Raw genomic sequence first — 21,782 nt, 5'->3', positions numbered from 1 at the left:
ATTTTTCGACACACTTAAATGATCTCAGTTCCTCTATACTTCGAAAATTGCACCAACATTAAGCTTAGCTCATCGTAGTTCCTTTATTTTTCAAGCTTGGTCCGGTCACGGCTTATCTGTTCCGAGTCTGATCGGAGCCTCGTCCGAGTTCACGCATGTCGGCACCGGATCTCATGTCCGGGTTCGTGCCTGATCCGCGCCGGATGCTGCGTCCGAGTTCACACCTGGTTCGAGCTAGATGTCATGTCCAGGTCTGGGCCTGTCCGCACCAGATGAGTCCATGTCTGGTCCGCGCCTGTCCGCACTGGATACCATGTTCAAATCTGCCACATTCCCCCTGTCGCCTCGGCTGCGGGATACGTCTCCCCTCTTCCCTCACGGCAGCTCATAACAAAGCCGCCCCCGCGCAATGCCTGCGTCAGAGACGGCCGTTTCTCTACATTTATTTCTTCGCTCTCCACGCGTCGAGCTGCTTCTGCGCCTCGTCCATCACTTTGTTGATACCGGCGGCTTTCAACTTGTCGATCGCTTTGGGCAGCACCTCTGACGGCTCGACGGAGCCGGTCTCCAGCGCTTTCTTGAACTCCTCCGATACGCTCTTGACGGCGGCAAGCTCGTTCTCCACCTTCGAGGAGTCGAACTGGAAGCCGAGCAGCGGCGCGTTCTTGGCCGATTTGTTGAACTTGTCGTACTGCTCCCACTTGTCGGCCGGGTCTTTCGGGAACCGGTTCAGCAGGAACATGTTGCCGAGCGTAAACGACGGCATGGAGTAACCGGAATCCGGGGTCAGCTCGATGACGCCTTCGGAAACTTTTTTATAGTGCGTGCCTTCGAGGCCGTAGTTTACCAAATTCCGCAAATACGCGTCCGAGTTCAGCAGGTTCAAAAACTCCATCGCTTTCTCAGGATGCTTGGAATTCGCAGAGATTGCCATCATGGAGCCGGTCACCGACCAGTTGAACACAATCGGCTCGTGAATCGGCTTCGAGACGATCTCGTATTTAAAGCCTTCCGACCATAAATTGTCCGCGAACGGGACCGTATGCGCTTTGTCGACGAGCCATTTGCCGGTTTTCTCGTGATCGTTGCCTGTTTTGGTCGCGACGTCGGGCGGCAAATAGCCCGCCTTGTAGTATTTGCGCATCGTTTCGCTCATTTGACGGTACTCGGGCGTCTCGAATACGTTGACGATCTTGTAATCCTGCGTATCGAGCCGTACTCCGAACGGGATGCCCTGTACGACGGAATCGAACGGAACGAACGGGTCAACGTTGCTTGGAATCGGGTATACGCCCGGTTCGTTTTCCTTCATCGTCTTGAGCAGCGGCTCCAAACTTTCCAGCGAACTTACGTTCGATAGGTCCATTTTGTATTTGTCGATGTACTGCTTATTGAACCGCCATACCGCCTGCGCAGGCAGCTCCTTGTTCGTCGGCACCCCGTAGTTGTGTCCGTTCACCTTGGAGCCTTCGAGGAACGAAGGGTGTACGGCCTTCTTGATGCCCTGCCCGTATTTGTCCAGCAGGCCGTCCATCTCGTAAAATGCCCCTTTGCGGGCGTTCTGCACGTAGTCGAAGGCCCACGAGCTCGTAAACGCGATGTCGTAAGGCTCGCCGGATACGGAGATGACCTGCATCTTCTGCGAGTAGTCGCCCCAATCGATCATCTTCATTTTCACAGTGGCGTTGATCTTCTCTTTCGTATATTTGCTGACAGCCTCCATCACTTTGTCGGCATCCTTTTGCGGTCCGCCGATCGTGTACCAGATCAGCTCGACAGGCTGGCCGTCTGCTTTTCCGGCGCCTGCTCCTTCTTGGGCAGGGTTGCCTGCACCGCCGGAGCACCCAGCGGCCAGCGCGGACAGCATCAGCACCGAGGCGAGCCCGGCGGCGAGTCGTTTCCGTTTGAACATGCAGCATTCCTCCTTGTACGATGTTATTCTTTGACCGCTCCGATCGTCAGCCCCTGCACGAAATACCGTTGAAAGAACGGATAAGCGAGCACGATCGGACCGGTGGCCAGGACGACCATGGCCATTCTCGAAGACTCCTGCGGCAGCGACTTGGCGATTTCGAAGCGCTGGGTGGCGTCGCTGAGATTGGAGTTTTGCACGATAAACTGAATGTTGCTCTCGATCTTCATCAGCAGCGACTGCAGCGGAAGCAGATTCGGGCTGTCGATGTACAGCAGCGCGTTGAACCAATCGTTCCAGTAACCGAGCGTGCTGAACAGGCCGATCGTCGCCAATCCCGGCAGCGAGATGGGCAGCACCAAATGCGTGAACACCTTCCATTCGCCCGCCCCGTCGATTCGGCCGGATTCAATGATCGCATCGGGAATCATCTGCTTGAAAAATGTGCGCATGATCAAGATCGAGAAAGCGCTGACGCACGTAGGCAAAATAAGCGCCCACACCGTATCCTTCAAATGCAGCACCTGTGTCGTCACGATGTAGGAAGGCACCAGCCCGCCGTTAAACAGCATCGTAAAGAAGGCGAAAAACGCAAAGGCGTTCCGGTACGCGAAATTGTTTCTGGACAGTGCATAAGCGTACAACGCAACGGTCAGCACGCTGAGCAGCGTTCCGACGACGGTAACGAAGAGCGTCACCCCATAGGACCGGAACAGCTGACCTCCGGTTCGAAAAAGGTACCGGTACGCCTCGAAGCTCCACATCTCCGGAAACACCTGATAGCCGTTGTTCGCCAACGCTTGCTCATCCGTCAGCGAGATGATGACGACGAAGACGAACGGAAATACGCAGGCAATGGCAAACCCGCCGGCGATTGCGTGGCATACGCCGTTCCAGAACGGCGACAGCTTCGTAAAGTCCCGGCTCTTCTTCCGCACGGCAGCGGTAGGCGCATTCGGACTTGGCAAGCCGACTCCCCCTTTCCTTTTCGTCGAAGTGGTTAAAATAAAGCGTTCTCTTTGTTGATCCGCTTCACGACAGCGTTGGTCACTAGCACCAAAACGAGTCCGACCACCGATTGATACAACCCGGCCGCCGTGCTCATGCCGATATTGCCCGTCACCTTCAGTCCCCGGTACACGTATGTATCGATAACGTTGGTCACAGGGAACAGCGCGCCCGTATTGCGCGGCACCTGATAGAACAAGCCGAAGTCCGCGCGGAAAATGCCGCCGATCGCCAGCACCGTCAGGATGATGATCATCGGCCGGATAAAGGGCAAGGTAATGCTCCAAATCTGCTGCCATTTGCCTGCGCCGTCGATCATCGCGGCTTCGTAATACGACTTGTCGATGCCGATGATGGCCGCCAGGTAGACGACGCTGGAATAACCGACACCCTTCCACAGGTTGACAAGCACGAGAATGTAAGGCCAATAGGCCGGCTCCGCGTACCAAGAGACGCGCTCCATGCCGAGCGCCGTCAGCGCCTGATTCAGCACCCCGCGATCCACGCTCAGGAAGCTGAACAAGAAATAGCTGACGATGACCCAGGACAAAAAGTAAGGCAGGAACATGCCGGTCTGGTAAATTTTCGCCCACCGGCGGCTGACGATTTCATGCAAAATAACGGCCATAATCACCGATAAAACCGTGCCCAGCACGATAAACGCAAAATTGTACAGCAACGTATTGCGCACGATGATGTAAGCGTCTTCGGATTGAAATAAAAATTCGAAGTTTTTGAAGCCGGTCCACTTGCTCCGCCATATGCTCGCCAGAAAGCCGTCCCGGTCGAAACGGTATTCCTTGAAGGCTATGATCGCCCCCGGCATCGGCAAATAGCTGAACAGCAGGAAATAGACGGCTCCCGGCAGCACCATGAGCAAAAAGGTTTTGTTGCGGTTAAGCTTCTTGAGTGTACGTCCAATGGTTCCCACAGCTTTTCACCCCCGTTCTTTTGCGTCCGCAAGCTCCATTTCAGAAAACGCATACATCTCTTTCTTTTCTAACTTTACCCAATGCGGAGCGCGGCAGAAAGTTAAGAAACTATAGAACGGGTGGAGAAACTATAGAAACGTTTTCATCAGTCTCCCAGCTTGCTCCAATTGCGGTATTCCGTCGGCGAGAAGCCGTAATATTTGCGGAACTGCTTGTAAAAATAGCTCGTATCCGTATACCCGACCCGGGCGGAAATATCGCTCGTTTTCAGATTCGATTCGACGAGCAGCGCCTTCGCTTGGGCAAGCCGGTACTTGTTCACGTAATCGGAGAATGTCTCCCCCGTCTCCTTATGGAAAAGCTGGCCCAAATAAACCGGGTTCATGTGAAAGGCCTGGCTTAACGTCTTCAAAGACAGCTCATCCCCATAGCGGCGCTCGACCTCGCGCAGCACCTGCCGGATGACGGGGCTGTACTCCCGCTCCGCCGCATCGGACGCGAAAAGCACACGGTCGACGAAGCGTTCGACCAGTTCCTCCAGCTCCTGCATCGTCTGCGGCTTGACGACCTGCGAGAACAAATGCTTGTAATCGCCGATGGCGCCTTCATGCTCCTGCCGCATCAGATTCGCATGATGCACGGCGGCCGCAAGCACGGCCATCGCCGTGTTCTGGACATCGGACGGTGCGAGCCCTTCCGTCTCCCGGAGACGCGCGAACGCTTCCCCGACCCAAGCGAGCGCCTCGTCCTTCTTCCCGGCCGACAGCAGCTTGCAGAAATGGGCCAGCTCCGCCTGCGCAGGCGCCGCAGGTTCCGCCGCTGCGGGTAGAGTGGGCGCTTCGTAGACAAGTGGCCCGTCGTGCGGCGCGAGCACATAGTAGTCCTGCATCCGCTTGGCGGTGCGGTAGCTGCGATGGGCCGACGCCTCGCCCTTGGACGCTTCGCCGACCGTCACCAGCAGCGGCAGGCCCCACCGCTCGCGGATGGCGGCTTGAAGCTCCGTCATGAAGCGGACGAAGCCGGTCCGGTCCGCATCGACATCATTCAGCCCCGCGAGCAGCACAAGATCCCCTTCGAGATCGGCGAACACGGCCTGCTCCGGGCCGTAAGACTGCGCAGTCCGCTGGCAATACGTCCTTACGGCGGCAATCGTCTCCGCGCGGGACGACACCTCGGCGGTCTCCGCCTGCTCCTGATCGAATAACAGCTTGACGATGCCTGCTACATACCCCGGCAGGCCCAGCCGGATGCCGAGCAGTTCCTCGCGGTTTCTCAGCTCCTCCGGCTCGATGGCCGCCGTGACCCAGCGGTACAAGAGATTGTCGCGGATAATTTCCAGATGCCGCTTAATGCTTTCTTCCTTGTAGACGGACTGCTCGATTTTGGCAACGGTGGCGGTCAGTGTCCGGATCAATTCTTCCGTATTGACCGGCTTCAGCAAATAATTTTCGATGCCGAGCGTGACGCCTTCTTTCACATAGTCGAAATCGTTGTACCCGCTTAAAATAATGAATTTCACGTCCGGCTGCAGCTCTCTTACGCTGCGAATCAGATCCAGGCCGTTCATATAGGGCATCTGGATGTCGGTAATCAAAATATCGATCGGCTCGCCGGTCAAAGCTTCGAGCGCTTCCGCCCCGTCCCCAGCCTTGCCGACAATCTGCAGCCCGTGCCGCTCCCAGTCGATCAAATAAGCGAGTCCCTCCATGATAAACGGCTCGTCGTCAACCAGAAATACGCGATACATACTCGTTCCCCCTTACGCTTCCCGGAATCGTGATCGTCACCGTCGACCCTTCGCCGGAACGACTGTCGACCCGCAAGCCGTATACTTGCCCGAAGCTGTGCTTCAGCCGCTCGTTCACGTTCGTCAGACCGATGGACGCGCCGGACGGTTGCGGCGGATGCGCCAAATCTCGCTGCAGCTGCGCCAGCCGCTCCGGCACGATGCCCGAGCCGTTGTCGGCAACGGCGATGCGGACGTCGGAGCCTTCGGTCCAGCCGCGGATGAGAATCCGGCGCTCCCGGCCGTCCGGAGCAGCGCCATGGAAGGCATGGCGGATGCAGTTTTCGACGATCGGCTGGAGTGTCAGCTTCAGAATCGTACAACGGCCCACGGCTTCGTCGACCGCAATCTCATAGTCAAACCGGTTCGGATAGCGAGCCCGCAGCAGGTTCAAATACAGCCGGCACAGCTGGACCTCGTCCTGAACGGTGACCATCGTCTCGTGCTTGATCAGATTCTGGAACAGCGCGCCCAAGCTGTAGATCATATCCCCGACATCCCGGTTGCCGTCCATCACCGCTTTGAGCCGGATCGCCTCCAGTGTGTTATACAGAAAATGAGGCTGGATCTGCGCCTGCAACGCCAGCAGCTCCGCCTGCCGCTGCTTGATCTCGGACAAGTATACCCGCTGGATGTGCTCTTGCAGCGTTTCGCACATTTTGTTGAAGCTGGTGGCGATGTGGAACAGCTCGTCTTCCTTCTGCACGGTTACGCGAACCGAGAGGTCCCCATCCTGCAGCTTGCGCATGGCGCGAATGACCGTCTGCGTGCGGCGCGAGAAATTGATCATCAGCAAATACGACAGCAGCACGGCGGCGGCTACACACAAGCCTGTACCTGCGATCACCGTTCGCTTCATCCCCTGAAGCCCTTCGCTTACCTTCGCTACCGGCACGATGCTCGCGAGTACGACGCCGCCTTGGTTCAACGTCTTCATCTGCACATAGGCCGGCTCGTCCAGCGCAATCGGGTCCGATTGGTCCCGCAGGGCGTGCATGTATGGGTAGCTCTGTCCCGTATAGCGCCGGGAGGAGTCGTACAGCACGGTCCCGTCCGCCGTCAGCAGAAGCAGCTCCCCCTTGAAATCGCTCCGATCGTTCTGCACGATCCGGTCCATGCCGGTCCATTTCCAATCGACAAGCAGGGTGCCGTGATTCTGCAAGGTAATCGGATCGTTAATGTCGTTAGCCATCGTAAACATGCGGTTGCGGTCCCCGTCCGCTCCCGGCTCGAACGACGGCGGCGGCGCAAAGGACCTGGTCTGACGGATACGGCGGATCGGATCGGCAACTTTCGGATTTTCCGGTCCCGGATAGACGAAGCCCTGTTCCTCCAGCCCGCGGTACGCGTACAGGAAGCCCTTGACGCTGCTGTATAACCAGATCGTCTGAATTTCCCGGTCGAAGGTCAGCGATTGGAAATACGAATCCATGTTTTTGTCGACAAAACCGGCATTGTCCGCAAAACGGTCCAGCCGGTAACGAAGATAATCGGAAAAATCGTTGTTGAGAAAAAACAGCACGTCCCGAAGCAGCCGCTCGTCCTTGTACAATTGGAACACCATCTGCTGACCGGCCTCATACCTGCGCTCCACCTCGTGCGTCGCCCGCTCCAGCACCTGCTTTGCCGCTTCCAGCTCCTTGCGCGTCGATTGCTCGGCGGTGTTGCGGTAAATCAGAACGGCGAGCGCCGTCAAGGAGACGACGATAATGAGTGAATACAGCAGCAAAATTTTGTTGAACAGCTTCTTCTCGATATGATTTTTGTAAAACGTTCGGACCCCCGAAACCATAACTGCTCCTCCTTCCGCATCCGATTTTCCCCATAGGTCATATGTATTCGCAGCCGTCTGGAATTATCGTTTTCGGCCTTCGCGGCTACGAACGCCAACGTGCTTCGGAAAGGGGCAAAAAGACCGCCTGTCTCCTTATCCGCAGATAAGGTAGACAAGCGGCCTCCGTGCTATTTTGCCAATCCGTTCACTTCGAACTCGTAAATACGAGCGGCCGTATCGCCGCCTTGCGTGGCCTTATCGATGGTCAGCTTCACGTATCTCGCCTTCGTCAGCGCGATTGGATGCTTGCTCTCCGCGGCCGTATTGCCTTGAACCTGAACGACGTCGCTCCAAGTGCTGCCGTCATTGCTGACTTGGATGTGGAAATCACGGGTATTGAACGCAGCCGCTTCGCTGCCCGCTTCCGCATGCTTCACGACGAACTCGCTGATCGTGTAGCTCGCGCCCAGATCGACCGACAGCCAGTGCGGTCCGCTGCCGAGCGCGCACCACTTGCTGTTGCCCGTCACCTTGCCGTCGAAGGCGTAGGCTGCCGCTTCGTTCGGTCCGCAAGCGCCGTCCGCCGTCGCCGGCTTGTTCAGGGCGAGATTTTTCACCCCGCCGGCAGCGTCCTTGGTCACGGTGATGAACGCTTCTTTGGTTACGATGCTGTCGCCAACCGAGTTCTTCGCTGTCAGCGTCACGCTATACGTTCCTTCGGCGGCATAGGTGACGACCGGCTGCTTCTCGGTGCTTGTGGACGGCGTTCCGCCCGGGAACGACCATACCCGCTGCTCCGTCACCTCGGACGATTGGTCGATGAACGTCACCGGCTGTCCCGGTGCGACGAGCGTCTTATCCGCCGCGAACGCCGCTACCGGTTTCGGGTATGCCGGCCAGGTCACCACGGTCTGCGCCGCTTTGCCGCGCCGTCCGTCCGCGCTGAGCGCGACGACTTCCAGCTTCGTCTGCGCTTCCGGCCCGATCCGGCGCAGCATCGGCACGTAGTACACCCGGTTCGGAGTGACGCCGAGCAGCTCCTTGCTGCCGTCCGGCTTCACCCGGTACACCTCGAAGTAGCGGACCGGACGATCCGTCGCCGACCATTCCAAACGGGCATCGCCGTAGATGCCGTCCTTGAACTCCGCTTCCCTCACATTCAAACCGCGTACCTCGGGTACCGGGTTCGGATCGTCTTTGGTGTTATAGACGGAGAGCTGCCCGATGTTGACCGAGAAATCCGAAATCGTCTGCTTCGCGTCCGCATACAGAGAGATAGCGGCGATCCGCTTGCCGCGGTACGGATTCAGATTGAACGTCTGCGTATCCCACGTTCCGGGATGCAGGCCGCCCGCGTCAAGGAATACGAACTTGTCGGGCTGATCGGTGAACGACAGCCCCACCTTCAGGTCCGCGTGCTTCGTCTGCGTCTTGAAAGTAAGCGACAGCTTCGTATTCTGCTCTACGAGCAGGTCCGTCTTGTACAGCTTAAGATTTGTAGCGTTCTGCGGACTGAGCGTTCCCGCCAGCTTCAAGGAGCTGCCGCCATAATAAGCGGTCGTGAAGTCGAAGCTCGGCTTCAACGCTTCCCCTTTGCTTTCCGCAATCCAGCGCCACGTCGGTAGCACATCCTGCAAGCTCCGGTTATTCCACGGCGTCGTCCGTACGACTTCCCCGTTCACGGCGAACAGCTGCCCGTTGCCCGTATTGAAGTTCGTCGTAAACGGCAGGTCGTTCACCGGCGACTGTTCTACGACATAGTGCGCGATGCCCTTCCAATCGGCCGTGCCGGACGTATTGGCCGGGTTGCCGGTCGGGCCGACCCAGAATTTATTTTCCTTCGCGTAAAATTGCTCTTGATTTTCCGACGAGTTGAATGCCCAGTCCGGGCGGTAAATGCCGAGCGATGTAACCGCTTTCTTGCCCTCGGGAAAAATCGCGTTCCAGCTAATTTTCGTATCGTAGCCCTTCGCTTCGACATCGATGCCCGTGAACAGCTCGTACGGGCTGCGGCCCAAACTCTTGGCCTTGCTCGCGGACGGTTCCAGCGAACGCCACCAGAAATTCAGGAACATGCTGTCGGAGCGGCGTTCGCTGCCCTGCTGCAGGAACATTTGGTTGCGGTCCGTCAGCGCGTTCTGCCAATCGATCGATCCGCTGGATGTCATCGAGTCGTACCACATGATCTGCATCCCTGCCGGCTTCTTCGCTTGCAGGTAAGCAAGGAACTTCTGCATCGTCGCGGCATCTTCCGGCGTAGCGCCTTCCGTCTCCTGGTTAATAAACCAGCCGTCGAAGCCATAATAGTTCGCCACTTCGAGCAGCTTATCCGCTACAGGGAACGAACCGTCCGGGTTTTGCCGGATCGTCTGCTTCACCCATTCGAACTTGCCCCCGTATACGCTTGGCGGGAAAAAGACGGTGCCCAGCACCGGAACGCCGTTCTTATGGGCCGCATCCGTTACGTCCGCGCTCGGCGGCACGATGATGCCTTCGCCCGACGATCCGCCCCAATAGACCAGCTTGTCGACGTACGCCCAGTAACCGAACGTATTCGCATCGAATTTCTCCGACCCTTGCGACGGCACGCCGCTGGTTTGCCGGTTCATCGCCGAAAGCGCTGCCACTTTAGGCTCGACCGTAGCGTGCTTGTTAACCTGATATCCTGTGAAGCGGTCCTGCAAAGCAATCGTGCTGCGGTTGAACTCCGCGTCCTTATCTCCCTGCGGCGTCCAGCGGAGCAGATCCTCCGGGAACCAGTAGGACGAGTGCGGCTGCGCCGCTTGAGCGCCCGCGGCAAACACCAGGCATGAGAACATGAACAGTAGAAGACCGGTCCATCGTTTTTTCATCGTGTTTCCTCCCGTTTGGTTAAATTTCGGACTGTCCGGCATCCGTTCCGGGCATCCCCCTCCACCCTTCAGAGGATACGGACACGCTCCATATTCCATGAAAGCGCATCCTTCCATCCCATTGTATGGAAAAACATAGCGCTTCCAAAAGTGGAATTATTAAAGATCCAGTGGACGAAATGAAGAAACTTGATCGATGAGCCGCTTTTGGAGATATAATACTAGGTAAAAGTCCGGCGAATAACAGCGGAGCGAGCGGAATCGTTCTGGAGAAGCGTAAGCGGTCGCCTTTGTCCCCGGATTCTAACCGCTGAAGGTATTATCCAATTTAAGAATCCGGGGACAAGAGCGATCGGAAGAATGATCCGCTCGCGCAGCGGCCTTTTATTCGCCGCACTTTGACCCCCTCTCGGCAGAAAGGATCGAACATCTATGAAGCTTGTCAGACTTGCCGCCTTTATTCCGATACTCTCCGTTCTGCTCCTATCCGTCATGCTCCCCGGAGCCGCCGCCGTCGATATCGTTCCTTCGGAGCCGCGCAAGGTGATGCGTGTTGCCGGAGACAACAATTTTCCGCCATTCGAATTTGTCGCCAACGGCACGTTTCAGGGATTTAACGTGGATATGTTGAATGCGCTCTCGCTCGAAACCGGCATTTCGTTCGAATTTTATCCTATGCCCTGGAGCGAAGCGATTAAAGCGCTGGAAAGCGGCAAGGTGGATGCCATTCAAGGCATGAAGTACAGCCAGGAGCGGGCCCAGAGCTACCGCTTCTCCGAGCCGTATTTTACAAGCTCGCAGGGTATCTTCGTGCGCAAGGACTCGTATTCCGTCCATTCGCTGACCGACCTGCAGAACCGCAAAATCGCCGTGCAGGAAGGCGACATCAGCAGCGAAGCGATGCAGCGCATTCCGAACGCCACCGTGCTCGCGGCGGAAAATCAGGAGGAAGCGATCCGGCTTCTGCTCGGCGGTCAAGTGGACGCTTTTATCGGCAACCAGATCACCGGCCAGTACGTGCTGCAAAAAAACCGCCAGCAGGACCAGGTGAAGCTGGTCGGCGATCCGATTGCTCCGACGGACTACGGCCTTGTCGTGCTTAAGAAGAACGAAACATTGCTCGGCGAAATCAATCACGGGCTGCGCGAGCTGAAATCGAACGGCACCTATGCCAAAATCGAACGAAAATGGTTCGGCGAATATATTTATCCGTCCGCTCCGCGGCTGAAGGAGCTTCTGTCCTACGTCGTGGCGGGACTTGTCATTACGGCAGCCGTCCTGCTGCTGATCCTATGGTGGAACTTCACGCTCAAGCGGGAATTGAAGAAACGGCTGGACGCCTACAAGAAGACGCTGGACGAGCTGGCCCGGCGGGACCGGCTGCAATCGCTCGGCCAACTGGTCGCGGGCATCGCCCATGAAATCCGCAATCCGATCACTTCGATTTTATCGTATTCCCAGGCGCTGCCCTTCAAGTACGACAACAAGGAGTACCGCGAATTTTTCACGATGCACGTCACCGAGGAAGTGATGCGGCTGAACCGGATCGTGACGGAGCTGCTGGACTTCGCCCGCGAGAAGCCGCCAGAGAAAACGCTGTTCAAGCTGGAGGAACAGGTGCGGGCCGTCGCTTTGTTTTTTCATAACCTTTTCGAGGAAAGACACATTGTCGTGCAGCTTGATGTGCCGGATTCCGCATACGTGTGGGCGGATGCCCAGCAAATCAAGCAGGTGCTGATCAACTTGATCCGCAACGCCATCGACGCGATGCCGGGCGGCGGAACGCTCCGCATCGCCGCGCAGGTGCAGCAGCCGTTCGTCATTCTAGAGATCGAGGATACCGGGGAAGGGATCGATGCGGACGATTTGCCGAAAATTTTCGAGCCGTTCTTCACCAAAAAAGCGGGCGGCGTCGGTCTCGGGCTGTCGATCAGCTATCAGTTGGTGCGGGATAACCGCGGGGAAATCGAAGTGACGAGCGAGAAAGGAGCCGGGACCCGAATCGTATTGAAACTACCGAGCCAACTGGAGGAAGACGAGCATGCCTAAACCGAACCTGCTTATACTGGACGATGAAATTGCGATCTGCAAGTCGCTTTCGTTTATTTTGGAAGACGATTACGAGGTTTATGCGTCCACCGACCCCGACGAGGCCATCGCCCTGTTCTCCCACGTCGCCTTCTCGATCGCCCTGCTCGACCTGAGGCTCGGGATGCGCGACGGCATCGAGGTGCTGAAGCAAATCCGCAGCATCTCCCCCCGGACGATCGTGATCATCATGACGGCGTACGGCAGCATCCCGTCGGCGGTGGAAGCGATGCGGCAAGGCGCGTTCTACTATGCTGCCAAGCCGATCGATATTCATGAGTTGAAAGTGCTGCTGGAAAAAGCGATGGAGCAGTTTCAGCTGCAATCGCGAGTCGAATGGCTGAACGAAGAGATTCAAAAAGCGTACGACGTGCACGGCTTGATCGGGCACAGCTCGCAGATGCAAAACGTCTTCTCGCTGATCGACAAGGTCAAGAACATCGATTCTAGCGTCCTGATCATGGGGGAAAGCGGTACAGGGAAAGAGCTGGTGGCGCGCGCGATTCATTTTGCCGGCGACCGGCAGAAGCAGGTGTTCTCGACGATCAACTGCGCCGCCATCCCCGCCAACTTGATCGAATCGGAGCTGTTCGGCTATGAGAAGGGTGCCTTTACCGGCGCCGTGGCGCGGAAAACGGGCATTTTCGAAACAGCCAACGGCGGCACGCTGTTTCTGGACGAGATCGGCGAGCTCGATATCGGGCTGCAGAGCAAGCTGCTCCGCGTGCTTCAGGAGAAAGCGATCATGCGGATCGGCGGGCAGAAGGAAATCGCGATCGATGTGCGGATTATTGCAGCCACCAACCGGGACTTGAAGAAGGAAATTCAGCAGGGCAAGTTCCGGGAGGACCTGTATTACCGGCTGAACGTCATTCCGATCCTGCTGCCGCCGCTGCGCGAGCGGCAAGAAGACATCCCGTCGCTAATTCAGCACTTCATCAACAAAATCAACGAGCGCATGTCCAAGCAAATCAAAGGCATCGAGCCGGACGCGGTTCAGCTGCTGCTGGACTACCCGTTTCCCGGCAACGTGCGGGAGCTGCAGAACATCATCGAGCGCTCGATTGCACTAGCGGACGGCGACCGGGTGACGGTTGGTGACCTCCCCGGAGACCTGCAGACGAAGCCGACGCAGCCCGCCGATAGCAAGCTTGTGCCTGTTTATGTCGGAGAAACGATGGACGCGATCGAGCGAAAGGTCATTCTGTCTACGCTCCAAGCGATGGACGGCAACCGGCGCAAGACAGCGGAGACGCTCGGCATCGGAGAGCGCACGCTGCGCGACAAGCTGGCCCGCTATCGGGCCGAATAAGGACCGGGCGGCAAAAACCGCCCGGCAGATTTCGCCGCCCCGGCAATTTCCGCCGCTTTTTTCGCTCTATCGGCACCTTCTCCTGCCCGTCGACTCTTGTCTGCTTCCGCTTTTTCGGCTTGCTCGCCACCTTTCCTCCTACCTCACCGTTTTCACCTGCCCACCGGCCTTCCGTCTTCCCGCTCTGCTTCACCGCTTGTCGCTATCCGCCATCATTCCGCCACGTTCCCTTCTCTCCGCTTTTTTCCGTTCCATGGCTTACCTTATCCTATCCGCTCCTCATCCTATCCCGCTCCTCCCCCTAATCCAAGCCAAACCCTCCTGCCGTTCGCTCTGTTAAAGATCTATTGGCACGATATTTGCTTATAGAAAAAGCGTAACGACAAAACGATATGCAGGGGGAATTATACAATGATGTTCAAACCAAAAAAGCAGGCTTTTCTGGCAGTATTCTGTATGTTAACGCTCATGGTTTCGGCGTGCGGCAGCAAGCCCGACGCTTCGGCAGGTCAGCAAGCTCCGGCGGCAGCTGCCAGCAGCAACGAAATCCTTTCTAAAATCGCTAAGACGAAAACGCTTACGGTCGGAACGGACGCCACTTTCAAACCGTTCGAATACAAATCCGGCGACCAATTCGAAGGCTTCGACATCGAGCTGATCCGTGCGGTGGCCAAAGAGCTCGGCGCCGACAAAGTCGAATTCGTGGACACCGAATTCAAAGGACTCATTCCGGGGCTGCAGGCGAAGAAGTTCGATCTTATCGTCTCGGCCATGTATATTACCGACGAGCGCAAGAAGACGATTGACTTCTCCGATTCGTATTTTCCGGGCGGCCTTTCCATCATGGTGAAGAAAGACAACGACACGATAAAAGGCTTCGACGATCTGGTCGGAAAGAAAGCAGCGGTGCAGATCGGCACGAAATCGGTCAAATTCGTGGAAGAAAGCCGTAAAAACATTGAGCTTGTCCAAGTGGAGAAAAACACGGAAATGTTCCTGGAGCTGGAAACCGGCAAGACCGATGCCGTCATCACCGGATTCCCGGCCGCCAAAGCTTACGCCAAAGAAAAAGGCACGGTCAAAGTACTGCCCCAAACGCTCACGGAAGAGTACTACGGCTATGGCGTCCGCAAGGATAACCCGGAATTCGTGAAGGCTGTCAACGATGCGGTCAAGAAGGTTAAAGACAGCGGCAAATACAACGAAATTGTTAAAAAGTGGTTCGAATAATTGGCCAGGCAGCTTAACTCGCGATTAGGAGGGAAACTATGCAGCATTTTGACTTCAGCGTCCTTGGCGAGTGGCAGAATATCCGGCTGCTGCTGCAATCGTTATGGTATACGGTCATTTATACGCTGGGCGGGTTTGTGCTCAGCCTGATCATCGGGACGTTCATTTCGTTCGGACAAATGTCCAAATTCAAGCCGTGGAAATATGTATCGCTCGCTTATCTGTCCTGGTTCCGGGGGACCCCGCTGCTCGTGCAGCTGTTCCTGCTCTATTACGGACTGCCGATCGTGTTCGGCATCGATACGGTCCCGTGGGTATCCGGCGTCGTCGCCTTGGGCATGTACAGCGGCGCGTATGCTTCCCAGGTCATCCGCGGAGCCGTTCAGTCGATCGACAAAGGGCAGATGGAAGCCGGGCGTTCCCTCGGCTTCTCCTATGCGCAGACGATGCGCAAGATCGTAATCCCGCAGGCGACGATCCGCATGCTGGCGCCGATGACCAACGAGTTCATCTCGCTCACGAAAAACTCCTCCCTGCTGTCGACGATTACGGTCGTCGAGCTGTTCCGGCAGGCGAATCTGCTGATTGCCGACACGTACAAAACGATCGAATTTTTGCTGGCTATCGCGATTCTGTACTATTTGGTCAACAACCTGATCGGGTTTATCGGCCTAGTGTTGGAAAGACGTCTCGGAACGGGGGATGATATGCGATGATACAAATAAACGGGATTCACAAGTCGTTCGGCAGCAACCACGTACTGCGCGGCGTCGATCTTCAGGTGCAGCAAGGAGAGGTCGTCGTCATTCTCGGGCCGTCGGGCTCGGGCAAAAGCACGCTGCTGCGCTGCATCAACTATCTGGAAACGTACGACAAAGGCAGCGTCGTCATCGAAGGAAAGCCGATCGGCCGCATTCCCGCGCAAGGACAGGCCGGCCAGTCCGTGGAAATGCCCCAGAAGGACCTGAATGCCGTCCGTCAGGATGTCGGCATGGTGTTCCAATCGTTCAACCTGTTCCCGCACAAGTCGGTGCTGCACAACATTACGATGGCTCCGATCTCGCTGCGGGGCATGAGCCAGGAAGACGCCGAGCAATTGGCGCGCGAGCTGCTGCGCAAGGTCGGCCTGCAGGACAAGGCGGAAGCCCGTCCATCCAGCCTGTCCGGCGGGCAAAAGCAGCGGGTCGCCATCGCCCGCGCGCTGGCGATGAAGCCGAAGGTGATGCTGTTCGACGAGCCGACCTCCGCGCTGGACCCGGAGACGGTCGGTGAGGTGCTCCAGGTCATGCGCACCTTGGCGAAGGAAGGCATGACCATGGTCATCGTCACGCATGAGATGGGCTTCGCCCGGGACGTCGCGGATCGCGTCGTCGTGATGGACGGCGGCGTCATTATCGAGGAAGGCAAGCCGTCCGAAATTTTCACGAAGCCCTCGCATCCGCGCACCCAAATGTTCCTGAGCCAAGTGCTCGAAAGCAAGTAAGGAAGCGCATAAAATCGCACGAAGGAGAAAAAAACGTCATGCACAAATTCACTCATCTGCAGCGGCCCGGTGTAGTTTTTACCCCGGGTGCAGGCGACCCGTATGTGACCCGGCTCTGCGACTGGATTACGGAATGGGACGGGCAGCGGCCGCTCGACGCCGCAATCGTCGGGGCGCCCCTGTCGAAAAGCTCGATCAGCTTCTCGGGCGCCCATTTGCATCCCGCTACGCTAAGACAGCTGTTTAGCGCCTTTACGACGTATAACTTCGAAGCGGATCTGGACCTGAGCAGCTTGCAAGTCAGCGATCTCGGAGATGTCGGCATGCACGTCACCGACATCCCGCAGTGCCATCGCAATATTGAACAGGCGTTTCAAGAAATTTCGCAGCAGCTCCCCTCCACGATTCCGTGTCTGGTGGGCGGCGACCACTCGATTACATTCCCGGCGCTGACGGGCATTCAGAGCGTTCGTCAAGAGCGCATCGGGCTGATCCAATTCGATGCGCACCTTGACGTCCGGGATACGGCCTACGGCGGCAGATCGAACGGAACCCCTATCCGCAGTCTGGTGGAAAACAGCGTCATCCGAGGTGAAGATATCGTGAATATCGGCCTGCGCAGCTTCGCCAATTCCAAAGCATACCGCGACTTCGCCGAGCAGCAGGGTATTACGCTTTATACGGCTAGGCAAGTCCGGGAGGAAGGCATCAAGCCGATTCTGGAACGGACGATCCGCGAGCTCGCCGCCAAAACGGATTCCGTCTACGTCACGTTCGATATCGATGTACTGGACCAAGCAGACGTCCCCGGTGTGCCGGCGATCGGGCCGGGCGGCCTCTCGCCGATCGACTTGTTCATTTGCGCCGAGCTGCTCGGGGAGTGGAACCGCGTCATCGGCATGGACATGGTCTGTGTGGACCCGAGCCGGGATACGCGCGACCGAACGTCGCGCATAAGCCTGCACGTTCTGTTGTACTTCTTGACCGGACTCGCCAGACGACGGCTCGCGTTTGCTTAAAGTGATAAATTAAGGAAATACAAATGTACGAGGGGGTGGGATGTCCACTGCCATATGTATTTTTTATTAAAACCACTTTCTCAACAGCCTAGGACCTGCTGCCGTAACAGCAGGTCTTTTTGTCACAAGCTGGATTTGCCCTGCATGTAGTTGTCGTGCGCCTGCTTGACCCAATCGAACAAATAAGCGCTGCCGCCGTGATCCGGGTGAAGCTTTTTCATTAATGTCCGGTAGCGCTGTTTCAGCTCTTTAGGCGAAGCGTCGTCCGCAGCGCCGATTAGCGCCGGAAAGGACACCGGTCCCCTGCTTGGCCCCGCCGTTCTTGCGGAATCCCTCGCAGAGTCCGACGAGCTGTCCCCGTAATGCCGGTTATACGACTTTTTCTCGTCCGATGCTTGCCGGTACAGCTCTTGAAATTCGGCTTCCAGCCTGTCGAGATACGGCTCCAGCTCCTCTTCCGCCCCGGGCCATTCCCCTTCCCAGAATTCGTGCTCAAACTGCTCATAGAGCGAATCGAAGCGCTCCATCCAATCGTTCAGCATAACCATCGAAGCTTTGATCTTCTCCGCTAGGCGGAAAATACGGATCACCTGGTGCACCGCCCACTCGGGCATATTCCGGGCGAAGGCGTGCAGCACCCTGCTCATATATTTGTCGGGCAAGCGGGCATCCTCCCAAAACTCCAGCAAGGCCCGCTGCTGCTCACGGTTTAGCCTCTTTCCGATCTGTACGGCCATCGGAAGACTGACGGCGCTTTTGTTTAGCTGGACCTTCCAGCTTTCCGTCAAATTCGTCAGCGCAGCCACGACCGGAATCAACCGGTCATCCGTCACCGTAATCATCTCCGGGTCAGAGCGGTCCTTCATCGTCTCATCCATTCGCTGCCCTCCTCTTCCGCTTCCAAGTCTAGACCCGACCCGAGTTGATTCTATACTGGCACTTCCGCCCGCCTTCGGCCATGCATTCCGTGCGCACAACGGGTACGGCAAGCAAAGCCTGAAACAGCGACAGCTCGCATTGGCAAGCCTGCCGGTAGCGGACGGCCACCTGATAGATCGGGCAGTTTGCTTCCTCGAAGACGATCGTTCCTTCCCCTCTCTTTTCCACCTTAACCATATACCCTTCCTGCTCTTGCAACCGGGCCAGCCGCTCCACCCGTTTCTCCAGACTCAGGCCTTGAAACGATTCCTCATGCTTCCGCAGCCATTTCTCTTTCCGCCGGTCGAACAAGCGGCTGACTTGGCCAACCCCGAATTTATCCTTCACTTCGTCGATCAAATCGTTGACTAGCGCGTCGTAGCCGTTCGCAAACAAAGCGCCCGCCTTTTCCGTAAGGCTGTATAAATAAGTCGGTCTCCCGGCGCTTTGGCGTTGAATATTCGTCTGCACATATTGATCCTTCTGCAGTTCGTGAATATGGCGCCGAACGGCTACCCCCGAGATGCCGAGCTGCTCGGCGGCTTCCTGAATGCTGATTTTGCCCCGCTTCTTTAACAAGATGAGAAGCTCTCTGCGGGTCGAGCGATCCTCTTGATGCAAGCTTTGAATGTTCACGGTTCGTTTACACCTGCCTGTCTTCATCATTTTGATCACCGGATGATTCCATTATTCACCATTATATACTTAACGGAATAGTTTTGTACACGGAAAACTTTTTTGCCCACAGGAAAATTTCAATATTCCATTGTCGCCTGGAAATACACCTCGCTATAATAGAAACAACGCTTAATAAAGAAACGGGTGATTGCTGTTGGAACCGGTCCTCTTGAACACGAAACTGCATAGACCTCCCCTTCCGGCAGCCCTTGTGCCGCGTCCCCGCTTGACGATGCGGCTTCAAGAAGGCTTGCAGCGCAAAGCAACCTTCATTACGGCCCCTGCAGGCTACGGAAAGTCCACGCTGGCGGGCGTGTGGGTTCAGCAGACCGGATTGCCTGTCGGATGGCTGTCGTTGGATGCGGGAGACAACGACATTTTCCGGTTCTGGCATTACGCCGCTTGGGCGATCGACCGGGTCTGCCAAGGCTTCGCGCAGCGGGTCACACCGGCCTTGGAGTCGCTGACTCCGGGAAGCTGCGAGCCCTTCCTTGTGCCGTTTCTCAATGAGCTGAACGGAATGCAGGGCAAGCTGGCATTCGTCCTGGACGATTATCACGTCATTCGCGATCCGAACATCCACGCTTCGCTGGCTTTTCTCCTCGACTATTTGCCTGCTCATGTTCATCTGTATGTCACGAGCCGGGAGGAGGTGCCCTTCGCCAAAGCACGACAGTTCAGCCGTGGGTGGGCCGTGCAGCTCGATACCGACGACCTGCGGTTCGATGCGCAGGAGGCGGCGGAGCTGCTCCGTTTGCAGGAGGGCATGACCTTCTGCCCGCAAGAGCAGCTCGAGCTGCTTGTCCGGCGGACGGAGGGCTGGGCGACAGGCTTGAAGCTGGCGGCTCTCTCTATGGGCAAAATGAAGCCGGGGCTTTTGATGCAAGACTTGTCGGGAGACAGCAGCCGGATCGGGCAATATTTGCTTGAGGAAGTGTTCGAAGCGCTGGAGCCTTCCGCACAAGCTTTCTTGAGCAAATGCTCCATTCTCCAGCGGCTGTGCGGGCCGCTATGCCAAGCGGTTTCGGGGGACGCCGACAGCCGGACCAAGCTGGAGCAATTTGCCCGCGCGGGACTGTTTTTAATGCCGCTGGACACACACAAGGAGTGGTTTCGTTTCCATCATCTGTTCGCCGATTTTCTCCAGCGGCGGTGGCTTGAGCGGGAGCCCGGCAAAGTCCGGGAAGCGTACAAGGCGGCGGGCGCCTGGTGCGCGGAGCACGGCTTCCAAGAGGATGCCGTGGACTATTATTTGGCGGGGCGGCATTTTTCCGAAGCGGTCGGGCTGCTGGAACAAATGAAAGCGATCATGGTCAAGAGAGAATTTTCGACCCTGCGCCACTGGCTGTCGCTCATTCCGGAAGCTATCCTGTGGGAGCACCGCTATTTGTATTTTTCGTATATTTTATCGCTGCTATGGGATAATGAGCCTTTGCTGGCCGAGAGCTATTTGCAGTCCGCGGAAGAGCGGTTCCAGGCTTCCTCCGGGACTTGGACGCAAGAGGAGCGGCATCGTTTTCTGGGGAACCTGTACTATTTGAGAAATTCGAAGGCCACGCAATACGATATCGATGTCGTCAAAGGGCTGGAATACATCCGCTTGTCTCTCCGGTACAGTCCGGAGGGTCCGGACCTGCTGCTTGCCCCGCCCCATATGCCGCTATCCCCCTCGATCTTCCGATCGTACAACGGCAAGCGCGGAAAGCATTTGCCACGAGAGGTGGCGGACCCTTTTTTCCGGAGTATGATCGAATTTCTAACGCCGACGGGCGTGCACGATACCGCGCTCGTCTGCTACGGCGAGCTGCTTTACGAGCGCAATGAGCTGGAGGAAGCGGAGGAGCATTTTAAGCTGGGGCTGCAGGAGAACGTGCACAGCCGGCACCAGCCGGAAAAAGTGTACTTGCCCGCTTATCTGTATTTGTCGCGGATTTCCAGGGCCAAAGGAGACTGGCAAGGCGCGGAGCAATGGCTTGAAGCCGCCGGCAAAAAGGCAGCCGACGACCGGGCCGCCGGCGTGCCGCTATTCATCGAGGCGGAGCTGGCTGGGCTGCGGCTGGAACTGGGCGATGCTTCCGCGGCGATAAAGTGGAAGAACAAGTACGCGCTCGGGGCGCACGACCCGGTCTCTATTTTTCAACTGTTTCCTTATACGTTCCTAGTCCGGGTCTTGATGGGCGAAGAGCATTATGAGGAGGCGTGGGCGCTGTCGGATAGGCTGCTTGCGATAGCCGTTAAGGGGCATCGGCCTATGGATGCCTTAGAGCTTCAAGTGCTGCAGGCGCTGCTTGGGCACAAGCTCGGCAAGACGGAAATGGCCGTCTTAACGTTGGAACAGGCTCTGAAATACGCCGAGCCGGACGAATATATCCGCGTGTTCGCAGACCGTGGCAATCCGGTCGCCGAGCTGCTGATGACGTATATCCGCATGCGGCGCAAGGGTCATGTGCGGGAAAACGAGGGGCCGTCCCTCCATTTCGTCCAGCGGGTGCTTTCCTGCTTCGGCGAAACGGCACCGGGAATCGGCAAATCTGCGGACGGATTGGACCGGCTGGAACGGCTGCTGACGAAGCGGGAGCTGGCCATTTTTCGCTGTATGATGGAGGGCATGGATAATCAAGCGATTGCGGATGCGTTAACGATCGGGATGGGCACGCTGAAGACGCATGTTAACCATATTTACGGCAAGCTTCAAGTCAAAAACCGGATCGAAGCGATCCGCCGTGGCAAGGAAATGCTGGAATAAATCCACCCGTAAAATCTAACCTCGTCTATAACCGGGGTTAGATT

General features: G+C 56.9%; 15 protein-coding genes. 7 read left to right on the top strand and 8 right to left on the bottom strand.

The window, feature by feature from the left end:
* Positions 1–442: 442 nt before the first annotated feature.
* The 6 genes from QMG93_RS32365 to QMG93_RS32340 form a co-directional block, all read right to left on the bottom strand.
* Positions 443–1,912, bottom strand: coding sequence for an ABC transporter substrate-binding protein (locus tag QMG93_RS32365; RefSeq protein WP_281943920.1), 1,470 nt, complete (start codon positions 1,910–1,912; stop codon positions 443–445).
* 23 nt (positions 1,913–1,935) lie between these two features.
* Positions 1,936–2,880, bottom strand: a complete 945-nt coding sequence (locus tag QMG93_RS32360) for a carbohydrate ABC transporter permease (protein WP_281943918.1) — start codon at positions 2,878–2,880, stop codon at positions 1,936–1,938.
* Positions 2,881–2,912: 32 nt separating this feature from the next.
* On the bottom strand, positions 2,913–3,842 hold the full coding sequence (locus QMG93_RS32355) for an ABC transporter permease (RefSeq protein ID WP_413789365.1): 930 nt from the start codon (positions 3,840–3,842) through the stop codon (positions 2,913–2,915).
* Positions 3,843–3,997: 155 nt separating this feature from the next.
* Complete coding sequence (locus QMG93_RS32350; RefSeq protein ID WP_281943914.1) at positions 3,998–5,599, bottom strand: response regulator transcription factor; 1,602 nt, start codon at positions 5,597–5,599, stop codon at positions 3,998–4,000.
* Positions 5,577–7,430, bottom strand: a complete 1,854-nt coding sequence (locus QMG93_RS32345; protein WP_281943912.1) for a sensor histidine kinase — start codon at positions 7,428–7,430, stop codon at positions 5,577–5,579. The genes QMG93_RS32350 and QMG93_RS32345 overlap by 23 nt, the downstream gene beginning before the upstream one ends.
* A gap of 170 nt (positions 7,431–7,600) precedes the next feature.
* The gene (locus tag QMG93_RS32340) at positions 7,601–10,264 is read right to left on the bottom strand and encodes an endo-beta-N-acetylglucosaminidase (RefSeq protein ID WP_281943910.1); all 2,664 of its coding nucleotides are present in this window, start codon (positions 10,262–10,264) and stop codon (positions 7,601–7,603) included.
* A 432-nt stretch (positions 10,265–10,696) separates the two neighbouring features.
* On the opposite strand from QMG93_RS32340, the gene QMG93_RS32335 reads away from it, so the two are divergent.
* The 6 genes from QMG93_RS32335 (at position 10,697) to QMG93_RS32310 (ending at position 17,396) form a co-directional block, all read left to right on the top strand.
* Positions 10,697–12,313, top strand: coding sequence for a transporter substrate-binding domain-containing protein (locus tag QMG93_RS32335; RefSeq protein WP_281943908.1), 1,617 nt, complete (start codon positions 10,697–10,699; stop codon positions 12,311–12,313).
* Positions 12,306–13,664 carry a sigma-54-dependent transcriptional regulator gene (locus tag QMG93_RS32330; protein WP_281943907.1) on the top strand — a complete coding sequence of 453 codons (1,359 nt, stop codon included), beginning with the start codon at positions 12,306–12,308 and terminating at the stop codon, positions 13,662–13,664. The genes QMG93_RS32335 and QMG93_RS32330 overlap by 8 nt, the downstream gene beginning before the upstream one ends.
* 411 nt (positions 13,665–14,075) lie before the next feature.
* A complete protein-coding gene (locus tag QMG93_RS32325) occupies positions 14,076–14,894 on the top strand; it encodes a transporter substrate-binding domain-containing protein (protein WP_281943906.1) in 819 nt (272 codons plus the stop codon).
* A 38-nt stretch (positions 14,895–14,932) separates the two neighbouring features.
* Entirely contained in the window at positions 14,933–15,610 is a 678-nt protein-coding gene (locus QMG93_RS32320; protein WP_251598878.1) for an amino acid ABC transporter permease, read from the top strand.
* Positions 15,607–16,377 carry an amino acid ABC transporter ATP-binding protein gene (locus QMG93_RS32315; protein ID WP_216796114.1) on the top strand — a complete coding sequence of 257 codons (771 nt, stop codon included), beginning with the start codon at positions 15,607–15,609 and terminating at the stop codon, positions 16,375–16,377. The genes QMG93_RS32320 and QMG93_RS32315 overlap by 4 nt, the downstream gene beginning before the upstream one ends.
* A gap of 38 nt (positions 16,378–16,415) precedes the next feature.
* Positions 16,416–17,396 carry an agmatinase family protein gene (locus QMG93_RS32310; protein WP_281943901.1) on the top strand — a complete coding sequence of 327 codons (981 nt, stop codon included), beginning with the start codon at positions 16,416–16,418 and terminating at the stop codon, positions 17,394–17,396.
* 122 nt (positions 17,397–17,518) lie between these two features.
* Here the strand turns inward: QMG93_RS32310 and QMG93_RS32305 are convergent, their stop codons facing one another.
* Together QMG93_RS32305 and QMG93_RS32300 are read right to left on the bottom strand one after the other, a co-directional pair.
* Positions 17,519–18,274, bottom strand: a complete 756-nt coding sequence (locus QMG93_RS32305) for a J domain-containing protein (protein WP_281943899.1) — start codon at positions 18,272–18,274, stop codon at positions 17,519–17,521.
* A 28-nt stretch (positions 18,275–18,302) separates the two neighbouring features.
* Complete coding sequence (locus QMG93_RS32300; protein WP_281943897.1) at positions 18,303–18,950, bottom strand: helix-turn-helix transcriptional regulator; 648 nt, start codon at positions 18,948–18,950, stop codon at positions 18,303–18,305.
* Between the two features lie 211 nt (positions 18,951–19,161).
* On the opposite strand from QMG93_RS32300, the gene QMG93_RS32295 reads away from it, so the two are divergent.
* Positions 19,162–21,738, top strand: a complete 2,577-nt coding sequence (locus QMG93_RS32295) for a LuxR C-terminal-related transcriptional regulator (protein WP_281943895.1) — start codon at positions 19,162–19,164, stop codon at positions 21,736–21,738.
* Positions 21,739–21,782 lie beyond the last annotated feature (44 nt).

The organism is Paenibacillus tyrphae, from assembly GCF_027925525.1.
GTDB lineage: Bacteria > Bacillota > Bacilli > Paenibacillales > NBRC-103111 > Paenibacillus_G > Paenibacillus_G tyrfis_B.
This window is presented reverse-complemented; position numbering and strand designations above follow the sequence as displayed.